This is a genomic window from Bradyrhizobium sp. USDA 4449 (assembly GCF_054056275.1).
In genome coordinates this window covers 3,608,413-3,622,277 of the sequence record NZ_JBSRYD010000001.1, presented here as the reverse complement: position 1 = coordinate 3,622,277, position 13,865 = coordinate 3,608,413, and the positions used below count along the sequence as shown (strand labels likewise).

At 59.6% G+C, this 13,865-nt stretch carries 8 protein-coding genes and 2 pseudogenes; 6 read left to right on the top strand and 4 right to left on the bottom strand.

Annotated elements, in window-relative coordinates:
* Positions 1 to 261 precede the first annotated feature (261 nt).
* Together ACVIIW_RS16855 and ACVIIW_RS16850 are read left to right on the top strand one after the other, a co-directional pair.
* Positions 262 to 450 carry a hypothetical protein gene (locus ACVIIW_RS16855; RefSeq protein WP_271591124.1) on the top strand — a complete coding sequence of 63 codons (189 nt, stop codon included), beginning with the start codon at positions 262 to 264 and terminating at the stop codon, positions 448 to 450.
* Positions 431 to 2,500: a recombinase family protein gene (locus tag ACVIIW_RS16850; RefSeq protein ID WP_456701740.1), complete on the top strand. Its 2,070-nt coding sequence runs from the start codon at positions 431 to 433 to the stop codon at positions 2,498 to 2,500. The genes ACVIIW_RS16855 and ACVIIW_RS16850 overlap by 20 nt, the downstream gene beginning before the upstream one ends.
* 34 nt (positions 2,501 to 2,534) lie before the next feature.
* On the opposite strand, the pseudogene ACVIIW_RS16845 reads toward ACVIIW_RS16850, so the two are convergent.
* Together ACVIIW_RS16845 and istA are read right to left on the bottom strand one after the other, a co-directional pair.
* Positions 2,535 to 2,864, bottom strand: a pseudogene (locus ACVIIW_RS16845) (ATP-binding protein); the annotation flags it as partial.
* Between the two features lie 20 nt (positions 2,865 to 2,884).
* A pseudogene (istA, locus tag ACVIIW_RS16840) lies at positions 2,885 to 4,191 on the bottom strand (IS21 family transposase).
* A 136-nt stretch (positions 4,192 to 4,327) separates the two neighbouring features.
* Between istA and ACVIIW_RS16835 the strand changes: the two are divergent.
* The 4 genes from ACVIIW_RS16835 (at position 4,328) to ACVIIW_RS16820 (ending at position 10,481) form a co-directional block, all read left to right on the top strand.
* Complete coding sequence (locus tag ACVIIW_RS16835) at positions 4,328 to 5,863, top strand: DDE-type integrase/transposase/recombinase (RefSeq protein ID WP_456701696.1); 1,536 nt, start codon at positions 4,328 to 4,330, stop codon at positions 5,861 to 5,863.
* 415 nt (positions 5,864 to 6,278) lie between these two features.
* Positions 6,279 to 6,593, top strand: a complete 315-nt coding sequence (locus ACVIIW_RS16830) for a co-chaperone GroES (RefSeq protein WP_456701739.1) — start codon at positions 6,279 to 6,281, stop codon at positions 6,591 to 6,593.
* 78 nt (positions 6,594 to 6,671) lie between these two features.
* The gene (groL, locus tag ACVIIW_RS16825) at positions 6,672 to 8,312 is read left to right on the top strand and encodes a chaperonin GroEL (RefSeq protein ID WP_456701738.1); all 1,641 of its coding nucleotides are present in this window, start codon (positions 6,672 to 6,674) and stop codon (positions 8,310 to 8,312) included.
* Positions 8,313 to 8,933: 621 nt separating this feature from the next.
* Entirely contained in the window at positions 8,934 to 10,481 is a 1,548-nt protein-coding gene (locus ACVIIW_RS16820; RefSeq protein WP_456701737.1) for an acyl-CoA dehydrogenase family protein, read from the top strand.
* Between the two features lie 1,194 nt (positions 10,482 to 11,675).
* Here ACVIIW_RS16820 and ACVIIW_RS16815 read toward each other — a convergent pair.
* Positions 11,676 to 12,365: a YopT-type cysteine protease domain-containing protein gene (locus ACVIIW_RS16815; RefSeq protein WP_456705180.1), complete on the bottom strand. Its 690-nt coding sequence runs from the start codon at positions 12,363 to 12,365 to the stop codon at positions 11,676 to 11,678.
* 720 nt (positions 12,366 to 13,085) lie between these two features.
* Complete coding sequence (locus tag ACVIIW_RS16810) at positions 13,086 to 13,493, bottom strand: DUF7694 domain-containing protein (RefSeq protein WP_456701736.1); 408 nt, start codon at positions 13,491 to 13,493, stop codon at positions 13,086 to 13,088.
* Positions 13,494 to 13,865 lie beyond the last annotated feature (372 nt).

Below are 13,865 nucleotides of genomic sequence, written 5' to 3'. Positions count from 1 at the left end.
ACCCGTTTCATCCGCGATGCGGAGCGTCAGTCGTTGTTGTCGCCTGCAAGCGGCTTGGCGATGAGACGCATCTTGTTATCAGACAGCCTGATGCCACGTTAACGCTTCTGCCGGCATGGATGGCGGCTCCCGCCGCCGCTTCCTTCCGACTGATAGCTGATCCGCGGCTTCCGGTGGATCGTCTGCTGGAGGTGCGCGTTCTCGTCGATGCGGTCTTAGCCTCCTCTTCCAGGGAATCATCCCATTCGCGAGGAGGCGGACATGGCGGACGCATCACGTCGTCAGGGGGATCTTTTCGAGAGCCCTCCAACATACAGCAGCATTCCGATCGAAGCCCACCAGCAGATGCTGGAGCTCTTAAAGGAGCTTCTGGCCGAAGCGTTCACCGACAGCGCGGCCGAGACATGCAACGTGAGCGGGGAGGACAGCGGTGAGCAAGATCACGCCTGAGCACCTTGCTCGCCAGGCCGTCATCTACATTCGTCAGTCGACGGCCGACCAGGTTATCAACAACAAAGAGAGCCAGCGCCGCCAGTACGGCTTGGCCGACCGTGCGCGCCAGCTGGGCTGGAGCGAGGTGATCGTGATCGATGATGATCTCGGTCGCTCTGGTAGCGGCACCGCGCGTCCTGGGTTCGAGAAGCTGCTCGCTGCGATTTGCGAAGGGCGAGTTGGCGCTGTGGTCTCGATTGAGGCCTCTCGGCTGGCCCGCAACGGCAGGGATTGGCATACGCTCCTGGAGTTCTGCGGGCTCGTTGGAACGCTGATCGTCGATGAGGATGGCGTCTACGATCCGCGCCATCCCAATGATCGCCTTCTGCTCGGCATGAAGGGCACAATGAGCGAGATGGAGCTGTCGATCTTTCGGCAGCGCTCGCTTGAGGCCTTGAAGCAAAAGGCGCGCAGGGGTGAGCTCTTCCTCAACGTTGCCATCGGCTATATCAAAGTCTCCCACGATCAGATCGAGAAGGATCCTGATCGACGCATTCAGGAGGCGCTCGCACTCGTGTTCGCCAAGTTCGCCGAGATGCAGACGCTGCGCCAGGTTCACCTATGGTTACGGCAAGAGCGAATCGCCTTGCCTGCAGTCAGCAGTGGCCCCGAGGGACGTCACGTCGAGTGGAAGTTACCCGTCTACAACACGATCCGCCACATCCTTACCAATCCGATCTATGCTGGCGCCTACACCTTCGGGCGTTCTGGCAGTCGGGTGACGATCGAGGCCGGCCGCAAGAGAATCGTGCGGGGTTTCCGCCGGGAGCGCAGCAACTGGGAGGTTTTGATCAAGGACCACCATGAGGGCTACATTACATGGGCGGAGTTCGAGAGGAATCAGCGCTTGATCACCGATAACGCCAATGGGAAGAGCTTCATGAGTCGTGGCTCGGTCCGCTGCGGTGAGGCCCTTCTTGCAGGGCTCCTTCGTTGCGGTCACTGCGGTCGTAAACTTCACGTTGCCTACAGCGGCACGCACAGTAACGTCGGGCGCTATCATTGCCGCGGTAGCCAGATCAATCATGGCGGAGAGCCATGCATCTCATTCGGCGACCTGCGTGTGGATGCCGCAATCAGCGTCGAAGTCATCGCGCGCCTGCAACCGCTCGGAGTCCAGGCTGCGTTGTCTGCCATGGAGGACCGCGGCCGGGAGCACGCCGAGAAGCTGCATCAACTTGAACTTTCTCTTGAGCAAGCGCGCTATGAGGCCACTCGGGCTCGTCGGCGATATGAGGCTGTCGATCCCGACAATCGCCTGGTCGCCGGCGAGCTGGAGCGACGTTGGAATGAACGCCTGCTGGCCGTCCGCGCGCTCGAGGAAGAGCGCGGTGCACTGTTGGCCAAGCCGGAGAGTCCTCTGAGCGAGGCGGATCGCGACCGGTTGCTTGCGCTTGGCTCCGATTTGGAGCGGGCCTGGAACAGTCCTGGGGCGACGCCTGCCACGCGCAAGCGGATCATCCGAACCTTAATCCACGAAATCGTTGTACGCGTCGGCGATGCGGCAATTGAGCTTGTGATCCACTGGCAGGGCGGCGATCACACAGCGCTAGAGACCAGAAAGAACCGCACGGGCCAACACCGCTGGAGCACATCCGCAGATGTCATTGATCTCGTGCGTGTTCTGGCACGCCAGATGCCCGACGGCACGATCGCGGCGGTCCTCAACCGAGCGGGCAAGTCGACGGGGCACGGTAACAGCTGGACCCGCGCCCGCGTTCGTCACTTGCGCAACCAGCAAGCTATTGCACCCTACCGGGAAGGCGAACGCATGGAGAGAGGAGAAATCACTCTGGACGAAGCCGCCGCTGCGTTGAAGGTCAGCCCATCGACGGTTCGCCGCCTGATCGCGGAGCGAAGCTTGCCCGCGCACCAGCTGTGCAAGGGCGCACCCTGGGTGATCAAGGCGCCTGATCTGGAGCACCCCGAGGTCAGGAACGCCGCGCAGGCGCGGCGCTTCCGGCGCCCGTCGTCTGGCGATCTCCGCCAAAGAGAGCTTGAACTATAATGGCATAGCGAGGTGGGCAGTATGAATCGGACTCGGGCGGCCCGAGCAGCAGCACGTTTTCTCCGTTGGCTATCCAACGTGATGCGGCAAGATCACGGATCTGCTTTGGATCGATTGATGGCTGCGCCTCGAAGTCGAAGCCAGCAAGCTCCTTCACCGCCGGGAAGTGTGCGAGCTTCAGCGCCATCTCTATGCGGCGATGGTCCTTGCGTGCGATCTCGCGCTCGCACAGCAGGATCAGCGTCTCACGCGCCGACAGGTTCGCGCGCGCCGCCTCGTCGAGCAGGGTGTCGAGCTGATCGCGGATACCGGAGAGCTGCAGTCGCGCCAGCATGGCATCGAGCGGATCGGCCGTTGCTTCCATTATCTTCTTTGCCCGTGCCATCAGAAGCTTCCTCCGACCACGGCTTCGTATTCGGCAAGAGGGCGCAACAACGAGGGGGGTGAGGACGGCGCCAGCACCGCCGCCGCGATCTCAGCCCGGCGGACCGCGCCATTGCGACCAGCAACACCATCGAGATGAGCGGTGTCGATGATCCGCAGCCGGCGTCCATCCGATTGCTTGTGGATCGCAACTTGGTGCAATCCATGGCGGATCCGCACTTCCCCGGCCGCGATCGTTACCGCCACGGGCTCGCCAATCAGGCGCCACGGCACTGAGTAGCTGTTCGTGTCGATCTCGACGGCGCAATCGTGCCCGACGACGCGGGTCAGTTCACGCAACGATCCGAACGACGGTTGCCCGCTAAGCGGCTTCAACCGATGTGCCTCGTCACGCGCAAAGCGAGCAATCGGCGCCTCCCCGGTCGTGCCGTGGATACGCACGTTCGCCACCTCACGCTCCCATCCGGCCAGATGCGCCTCGAATGCCTCCCAGCTCGCGAAGGAATGCCCCGCGATCGCGTTCTTCTTCACGTAACCGACGCCATTCTCCGTCTTGCCCTTCGTCCGCGCCCGATACGGCGCGCAGGCGCGAGGACGGAAGCCCCAATGCTTCGCGAACGCGATGAGCTTGTCGTTAAATTGGACCGACCGGCTCACGGCGTCGTGGCGCACGACAAGCGCCCGGGGATTATCCATCAGCACTTCCTCCGGCACACCGCTGAAGGTCGTGAATGTGCTCTCGAGCCGGCGAACCAATGCTCTTGCCTCTCGGCCCGGAACGCACGCACATGCAGCCGCCGCGAATGCCCAAGCGTTGCCACGAACACGAATGCCTTGACTCTCGCCCCTCCGATCTCGACCAGACGCTCGCCGAAGTCGATCTGCAGCTGCCGGCCTGGCGGCGTCTCGAACCGCGTCGTCGCCAACGCCTCCGCCTTCAGCGCCTGACGATAGGGCTGCACGGCGCGTTGCAGCGTCCGCCGGCTGACTGCCACGCCTTGCTCGGCCAACAAGTCCTGGCGCACCACGTCGGCATTGCCGCGATGCCGAATGAGCCTCTCGCGCAGCCAACCCTCAAGGCCGTCGAGACGCTTCGGCCGCTCAGGCGACTTGAACGGCTTCACCCCGCCCGCCGCCACGTAGTCCTTCACCGTGTGATGACTGCAGCCCAGCTGCCGCGCAATCCGCTTCAGACCCCACCCGCACGCCCTCAGGCGCAACATCTCCGCCACGTCATCCGGCGTCTTCATCACCTGCCCCCGTGGATCAATCCACGACGAGCTTTCCGCGATTCGTTCCTCTTTCATTCACTCTCTCCTCGGCTATCCAAGGAGGGGGCAATTCCTCATGACGCCGAGGGGCGCATTGCCTCACTAAAAATGTTACCGGACAACTTTCCTGTCGTGTCTGGGGCGGAGCTGCCGAATCAGTTCGGTGGCGGGTATGGCAGGGAAGATCAGCATGCGCGCAAAGCGCGAGATCACATCAGCGCTGGTGGAGCGTTATCGGGCGAGCGGACGGCTCGAGAAGGCACGGATCCTGGACGAGCTGTGTGCCCTTACGGGATGGCATCGTAAGCACGCGATCCGAGCACTGTCGGTGGACGGGGCATCGGGATCGGCCGTGCCGCGGCGACGGGGCCGCAGTTACGGAGCTTCCATTCGCGTTGCACTGATTGTGCTCTGGGACGCCTCTGACCGGCTCTGCAGTAAGCGGCTCGTCGCGATGATCCCGTTTTTGCTTCCGGCACTTGAACGGCACGGCAGATTGAAGCTTTCTGCCGATGAGAGGTCGAAGGTTTTGAAGGTGAGCGCGGCGACGATCGATCGCCTGCTGAGCGACGTAAAGATCGCAGCAGCCGGAGGGCGCCGACGGCGGGCGGGCTTTTCTAGTGCCGTACGGCGGCAAGTCCCGGTGCGTACATTCAATGACTGGGGATCACCTCCGCCGGGGTACTGCGAAGCGGATCTGGTTGCGCACGGCGGCATGTCCGTATCTGGCGCGTTCATTCAGACGCTAACAATGGTGGATATCGCAACGGGGTGGACCGAATGCTTTCCGCTCGTCGTGCGTGAAGCAGCTCTTGTGATCGAAGCTCTCGAGCGGGCGCAGAACCTATTTCCCTGGCCCATTCGGGGGCTAGATTTTGATAACGACAGCGCCTTCATGAACGACACGGTCGTGTCGTGGTGCCGTTCTCACGATGTCGAAGTCACTCGTTCCAGGGCCTACAAGAAGAACGATCAGGCATTCGTTGAACAAAAGAACGGAGCTATCGTTCGCCGCCTGGTGGGCTACGGGCGGTTTGAAGGCATTGATGCCGCTCGCTCATTAGCTCGCCTGTTTGCTGCGGCACGGCTGCACATCAATTTCTTCCAGCCCTCGTTTAAGCTGAAGGAGAAGCACCGCGAAGGTGCCAAGATGATCAAGCGCTATCTTCCTCCCGCTACGCCGTACGAAAGAGCATTGGTCCACCCGAGGCTCAATGAGGCATTCAAAGGTCGGCTGCGGGAGATTTACCGGACGCTTGATCCGGTGGCATTGCTGGCACAAATGCGGGACGCTCAGAATGAGCTGGGTAAGCGCGTCGATCAACGGGCTGGAAAGCCAGCGATGACTGTCGCGCAGGGGCATAGCGACTTAGCGGCCTTTGCCCGAGAGCTCGGCGACGGTTGGAAACAGGGTGAGCAGCGGGGCATTCATCGTCGTCGCTATGTGCGGCGCAAGCCTGTGCCACGTCGGCCATCGATGCTCGACCCCTACATTCCCATCATCGAGGAATGGCTCGCCGCGGCTCCGCACTTGTCCGCGGTCGATCTTCTCTCCCGGCTGGAAGCGCATGCGCCCGGTCGGTTCAGCGGCCATCAGCGGCGCACGGTGCAGCGATTGGTCAAGAATTGGCGATCAAAGGCCGCTCGACAGCTCATCAGCAGCACAGAGATCACACTATCGGGCCAAGCTTCGTGCCTTAGTATTTAAATCCTGACAGGTTCTTTCGCCGAAGCACCGCAAGCCGCTCGCTCGCTACGGCGCTCTGTAGGGCGCGCTTCGCGAGCAGCTTGCTCCGACTCGCGGCAGCCGATCCAGAAAAACACCAGGGTGCGCTTCGGTAACATTGTCATCTGAGGCAATATGAGGGGGCAGTTTTCCATGGCGCGCGACAGGCCGGGCCAGAATACGGATTTTGGAAGAAGCGCGATGTCACTTTCGCAACGGCCGAGCGGACTGTGCCGGTCAGCGCGTTTGCTTCTCGACAAAGTCACCCGCAGCCCCGCAGTGATCCAGCAGAATTGGAAGGCTAGATCGCCACACTGATTATGGTCCGACTCTTGCTGTAGTGAGGCTGGTCACATTGTGTCCAACTTCAACTTGTTCAAACGTTCAGGAGACTTCAATGAATTTTCGACCACTTCACGATCGCGTCGTGCTTAAACGCATCGACGCCGATGAGAAAACCGCTGGCGGTATCATCATTCCGGACACAGCCAAAGAAAAGCCGTCGCAAGGCAAAGTTATTGCAGTTGGCCCAGGCGGCCGAGATGAGAGCGGCAAGCTAATTCCGATCGATATCGAAGTCGGTGACCGGGTGCTGTTTGGCAAATGGGCAGGCACTGAAGTCAAGATCGACGGCCAGGATCTACTGATCATGAAGGAGAGCGACGTGATGGGCGTCCTCACCGAAGTGTTCTCCAAGCAGAAGGCCGCCTAATTCTGGACTTGCGCAGCTCACCTCCTTCTGAGGAGGCCCCTGGGGGCGCTGAACCAATTGGAATCGAGGGAATTCTCTATGACAGCGAAAGAAATCAAGTTCGGAGTAGATGCGCGAGATCGTATGCTGCGCGGCGTCGACATTCTCGCCAATGCCGTGCAGGTCACACTTGGTCCAAAGGGGCGCAATGTCGTACTCGACAAGTCGTTCGGCGCGCCGCGTATTACCAAGGACGGCGTTGCGGTTGCAAAAGACATCGAACTCGAGGACAAGTTCGAGAACATGGGCGCGCAGATGGTGCGCGAAGTCGCTTCGAAAGCTGCGGATGCTGCCGGCGACGGCACCACTACCGCGACCGTCCTTGCCGCCGCAATCGTGCGTGAAGGCGCCAAGTCGGTTGCCGCCGGCATGAACCCGATGGACCTCAAGCGTGGTATCGATCTCGCGGTCGAGGCTGTGGTGGCGGACCTCCAGAAGAACTCCAAGAACGTGACCTCGAACGACGAGATCGCCCAGGTCGGAACGATTTCTGCCAATGGTGATGTCGAGATCGGCAAGTTTCTCGCCGACGCCGTGAAGAAGGTGGGCAACGAGGGTGTCATCACTGTCGAGGAAGCCAAGTCGCTCGAGACCGAGCTCGACGTCGTCGAGGGCATGCAGTTCGACCGCGGCTACATCTCGCCCTACTTCGTCACCAACGCCGACAAGATGCGCGTTGAGATGGACGACGCCTACATCCTCATCAACGAGAAGAAGCTCTCCTCGCTCAACGAGCTGCTGCCGCTGCTCGAGGCCGTGGTGCAGACCGGCAAGCCGCTGGTCATCGTCGCCGAGGACGTCGAAGGCGAGGCGCTCGCGACCCTGGTCGTGAACCGCCTGCGCGGCGGCCTCAAGGTCGCGGCCGTCAAGGCTCCGGGCTTCGGCGATCGCCGCAAGGCCATGCTGCAGGACATCGCGATCCTGACCGGCGGCCAGGCGATCTCGGAAGATCTCGGCATCAAGCTCGAGAACGTCACGCTCAACATGCTCGGTCGCGCCAAGAAGGTGATGATCGACAAGGAGAACACCACGATCGTCAACGGCGCCGGCAAGAAGGCCGACATCGAGGCGCGCGTGGCCCAGATCAAGGCGCAGATCGAGGAAACCACCTCGGACTACGACCGTGAGAAGCTCCAGGAGCGTCTCGCCAAGCTCGCTGGCGGCGTCGCGGTGATCCGCGTCGGCGGTGCGAGCGAGGTCGAGGTGAAGGAGCGCAAGGATCGCGTTGATGACGCGATGCATGCGACCCGCGCGGCTGTCGAGGAAGGTATCGTCCCCGGCGGCGGCGTCGCCCTGCTCCGTGCCTCCGAGCAGCTGAAGGGCCTGCAAACCCAGAACGACGACCAGAAGACCGGCGTTGAGATCGTACGCAAAGCACTGTCCTGGCCGGCACGCCAGATCGCAATTAATGCCGGCGAAGACGGATCGATCGTGGTCGGCAAGGTGCTCGATAATGAGCAGTACTCCTTCGGCTTCGATGCACAGACAGGAGAGTACAGCAATCTCCTCTCCAAAGGTATCATTGACCCCGCCAAGGTCGTGCGCATCGCAGTTCAGAACGCCTCCTCCGTGGCGGGGCTGCTGATCACGACGGAAGCGATGGTTGCCGAGTTGCCGAAGAGGGCTACGCCTGGTCCAGCAATTCCTGCTGGCCCCGGTATGGGCGGCATGGATTTTTGATCCAGGTTCTCAATTTCTCCATGACTCGCGAAACCCTGGCAAATGCCAGGGTTTTTGCATGGATTATCCTTAGGCCCTTGTCATCCGCTGCCCATCGGTTTTTCCAAGTGCTCGGCGGCAGGACCAGGCTCGGCCGTCAGCTTTCGACCGACCTACCAACCTTTTCCGTGTCACGTAGCCGAAAGCGATAAAATTCCGTCGTGACGTTTCGCACCTAAATCTTGTGGCCAACGCGGTTGTCTGAACCCTGACAATGCTCGTTCTCATAGTCACCAAAGTATCCCGGAGGAGTGATGATTGACGCTATTCATGTAGTCATCTCGGACCGGCTCCCCCTCAGCTTCCCTGCTGCGAAGGTCGGGTCACGACGCGCTTAGACTTAAACGCCCACTAAAGTTCGTGCTGCTTGCTTCGCATTCAATTTCTTGGGTTTCCATGTGATGATGGGAACGGCATGGTACTCCGCATAGGAGCTCGCCGGCTACGACGGCAGTCAGGAATTGTGGCCTCGGCCAACAAGCCTATACTTGCTTGCATCCACACTATACCAATGTGTAGCGGAGCTAGCCGCTGGGATGAATTGGCACGAAACATGATTGGGATCATCGTGGCTTTATGCCCATGTACAACCAAGTTTACGCTCAATTCGAGGCGAAGCAGGAACGCTCAGCTGAGAGTCGTGCAACCGCACTATACTCCAGTTTGGCTGCTGACCTCAGTCAGTTGAATTTCGCAGACGCGGATGACCGCCGAGCATTCCCTCCGACCCTACACAGCATTTTGGCAAGGCATGGACTGTTCGGGCTCACCGCACCAAGAGAGCTGGGTGGATTAGCTCTCCCCTTGCACGAGGCCATCGATCTCATCTCCGTCACGGCATCGTTCGATGTCTCCGCTGCATCGACCCTCGTTATCCATAATTTTCTAGCCTTGCCTTGCATCGAAGCGGCCCCGCACATCCCCGAACGAGGCGCTATCATTCGGGGAGCAACACGCGGCGATCTCTGCGCTTTCGCTTTGACGGAACCTGGAGCTGGGTCTGCCCCGAGACATATAAAGGCTTCGGCTTTCGTCCAGGACGATACAGTTCGTATCTCTGGCCGCAAAATCTGGATCGGCCTCGCTGATTGGGCTCGCTGGATCGTTTGCTTTGCGCGCGCGTCAGGACAGAACGATGCCAGAGGTCGGTTGGTTGCTGTACTCGTTGACAGGCAGGCTCCAGGCCTCAAGGTGACCCACGAGCATAGAACCCTCGGTCTACGTGGCATCATTCAGAATACACTGGAGTTCCAGGATGTTGAATTGCCGCGCTCCTACGTGCTTTCCGGCGATCAAGACGGCTGGGGAGCGGCGACATCGAGTATGAACCGCGGCCGTATCGGTGTAGCTGCTATGGGTCTTGGGGCCCTAGAGCGTGCCATCCAGATTGCGGCCTCTTATGCAACCCATCGCCGGCTTGGTAAAGTGCGCATGATCGAGAACAGTTACATCGAGCAGCTATTTGGACAGATGGTGCTGCGGCGGGAAGTGGTGAAGGCGATGCTGGCAGCATCCTGCCAGCTTCTTTCACTGCACGGCGCGCCGAACGTCCACCTTGCGTCGGCAACGAAGGTTTTGGCCTCAGAGTGGTGCGGCCTTGTCGCCGATCAATGCGTTCAACTGCTGGGCGGCCGCGGTTATGATGAGGGAACGCCTTTGGCTAAAATCTACCGGGACGCTCGCATCCTCCGCATCTTCGAAGGCCCGACTGAGGCGCTCCTATCACATCTCGGCCGCTGCCTCCTCTCCAAGGCCACGCGCCACGAAATAGCGGACCTGTTTCGGTCGGTTGGGGCGGCATCGATCCATGCTGCTGCGATCGACGAGCTCTCTGGCCTCAATGAGACTGACGGTGCCGTCCTGATTTATGCAGGTTGGCTCACCACATTGGGACTGGCAAAAGCCGTCATGTCCGCTGGCTGCTTCTCAGCCTCAGATTGTGCCGCGGCTGCATCCGACATGGTCGGTTCTGAACTAGCATCTCTCCGCACTCGCGCGCCGGCACGACAAACTGTCGAAGCCTGCAGTCGGGCCAATCGGAGACTAGCTGCTTTTCTTGACGAAGCGGCTTGCTCTATTCGCTCTCCCGTACTCACAGACGATTACCTCAAGTTGGTGCAGTATGTCTGACGACTAGCGCGTGTCGGACGTCCTTTCGTGTGGTGGTCCCCCCGCAAGGCGACACTTGACCGCGCGCTCGCATCATCGACGGGCTGGGTATATTTGCATCCTGCTGCCCCTTCTCGCTGTCACGTGGCATATACGTGGCCAGAAGCTCTCAAAGGAAACAACAGTCGTACGTTAGGCCATGTCTGCTTTCAAGACAGGTGGGCACGGACCTCCACAAGCCGCTCTGGCTTAATGCACTGCGTCAGTTCGTCAGCTTTTCGAAAGCTTGTCGGTGTAAATCAATGTTGAAGTTAGCGGCGCGTGGTAGGGACAGCGCTAGCCCCGAGTATGCGTGGGGATTTCAGCGCCGAGTCACGTTTCTGCTAACTTCACCAGTAGTGCGGGCGTGGCAGAGACAGCGTCTAATCCATCCAGCCCGACCATCGTCGAGTCCGCCCGCGCTGCTTCCAGCGTTAGACCAGGACCAAATCCACCCTGGTGGGCGACGGTCTTCCGGATCAGCTTAATAACCCGCTTACGCTCGATCGCGCGAAGAGAATTCCGGCTCCTTAACTCAGCAGATCTCGTCGCATTCTTCGGCGTTTAACTTCTAAAACGACTTTGTCGTCCAGCTCCGCGCCACCTCAATTGAGCAGTTTGGAACGCACATGATTGTCACAGGCCAGCCCGCGGATGACCTGTTCACCGAGGGCGACATCAAGAGCGGCAACGAGGGCACGGCGCGGACTACTGCGAAGCACGCAGCGATCGAGGATTGATTTTTGTTCGACGGCATGCCAACGCCATAAGCAGCAGCTATTTGGTTGGGAAATCAGCATAGCAACGGCCGACAATGACTCCAAATCGCACGAACTGCAGCTTCTGCGCCACCGTGGATGCCTAGTCGCTGACCGTATGCTGTAGCGCGATTGAGCGCAGGGTATCGGTAATCCTGCCAGAAATGTCCTTCCTGAGTGCAAGCGCATGCCATCCAGGCTTTTTGACGTAAGATGTCGGGCTCGCAAACCTGAATGATCGTCCAACCTATATCGCTGAACATTCGTCGTCCTTCGCCCTACTTGAGAGCTTCAGTCGAGAGCACGACCGAGCATCCCAAAAATAGTGACGAGTGCACCTAGTAGGCGGTGTGTCTCGCATTGACCGACTAGGCTCCGCGCGCGGTATCCTGCAAGCTCCGTTGCAACCTGCGCCCGCTCACGTTATTCTCTGTGTTACCACGGTGGATATATCATGTCCGTTCAAGCTGCTGTAACGATCGGCCAGGCTTTTGAAGAGCGCGCGCATCTGCTCTGACCGAATAGTAAATTCCCCATAGTTAGGATCAAAGAGCGTCGTCGTTCCATTGGACGTCGAGGTTGCAATTGTGTGTCCGCCACCTGCGGCGAAACGTAAGGTCACGAAGTAGACTGACGCTTCGTGGGCGAGCTCGTCGACGATCGGGGCAATCTGCGAGGATGTACCAAACCTATATCGCGTCTCTGCGGTGGAGGGTTCTAGACCTGCTTCCCGCAACATTGAACTCTTCGCCCGGAAGTCATTTGACCCTTCAGCATTCTCCCTTCGCACAAGTGTCTTTAGCTCTTCATACCGCTGCTGCCGCATCGCCGCTGAGCGATGATTTTCAGCACCCGGACGCAGAGCCCTCATGCGGGATGAGGGACTGCTTGGGAGATTGAGGAGCCACTCCGCTGCCAATCCAACGCAGATTCCGCTGACATTGGCCCCGGGCAATTCAGCAGTCCTGTATTCGAACAGAGGACGGACAGAGCCCGTTGCAGGGGATGAATCGGATCGGGAGGACAGAGAGGATAGGCTACGGGGCGAAGTGCCTGGACTCTCAGTGATTGCATCCAAGCTATGCGGCTTGCTGCAGCAGAGTCCCATTCGGTCAGACAATTCCCCAGATGACAGACTCTCCTGACGAGCCAAATCGGTGAGCGTTTGCGTGAATTCACTACCGTTGGCGGACCTACTCGGTTCCTCAGCTTGATTGAGCTGCGTATATTGGCCACTAACCCGATTGTACATGCCGGTTCGCCTGCTTCTCAGAGAGAACGCGCGCTGCTTGCAGCCCACGTACAAATGATATTGCTGCAAGCTGACGGCGAGCTGACCACCGGAGAAGCTGGCCTCTCCAACAGCGAGTCCGTGATTCAACACCTCCGACATGAGCTCGGATGCAGCCGCAGGCTTGCGGCCGACGAGTTAACAACCTTTCACAGCTACGACACCCCTAGTTGTGGAATGCGGGCGCACTTCCTGGGCAGCGGCCTTCGCCAATGACGCCTATCAATTCGCGATCTCACCACTGCCGCGTTGCGGCGCGGCCACACTCTTGCCGTAGGATCGGCCAGTTGCGCGCCGGTCGGCCCGACTAAGCGTGGGCGTTGCTGTTGGCCAAGTTCATCACCGTCTGCGCAACGGCAGTCATTCTGTCGGAACTTGTTGTTAGCTGCTCCTGCACCGTAGAAGTTAATTCTGCGGCCACAGCCCCGTGCTCACTGCACAAGGCGATCGGTACAGACATATAACCCGGATGTCCGGCTTACTCATGGGCACCAAATCGGTGCTTCCGCACCACCCCGGTCTCACCTTGCGCTCCCATCACGCTGTCGCGCTCATCCGCGCGAATAACGCTGCCGCGTCCCCAGGACTTAGCCCAACGACGCCTACATAGCTCGGAGACGGCATCGGAATGTCTCTATAGGTGGGTCTCCACAAGTGAAGGCAATATCGGCTGTTATTCACATACTGCGAATGTGGAGGATGCAGTTGCATAACGCACTCTTCTTCATGCCAAAACAGGTCTTTGACAAAGCACATCTCGTCCCAGTTCGGACAACGCCGCGGGGTTGAAACTGCGACATGTTCCCAGCCGGGACGGACAAATGCACTGATCTTGAGTTCACACCCGCAAGGCCCCTGCACGAAGAAAAGACCGCCAGGGCCTGATCCTGGAGCAGTAGCTAAGGGGCCGTGTCTCACGCGGCCCGCCTCCAGCTTGTCTATCATCTGGGCTCGCACGCCTGCTCCTTTGCCTTTCGAATAGCTCTGAAGTCAACGTAGATGACGTTGTCTCGCAATATGTCAAGCTGCTCGATTGTCGGTCCAACGTTCCAAAACCACTGTATAGGGTACCAGCCCCAGAAGCCGTAGATGTCTATCATCACTCCTTCTCCTCCTACTAATCCTCTAATGCTCGAACCGACGCCCTCGTCCCCACTGGTTGCCTGCGGACGGGCGCCCCGCGATCTGCGCGTTCGGCGAGTCGAACGGCCGATTGCATTTCGCGCTCCTATGTAATCCGCGATTGGCCCATCCGATGCGAGCATTGAATCGTTGACTGTTCACCCAGTGCCCCGCTTGCCCACACGAAATCAGCGA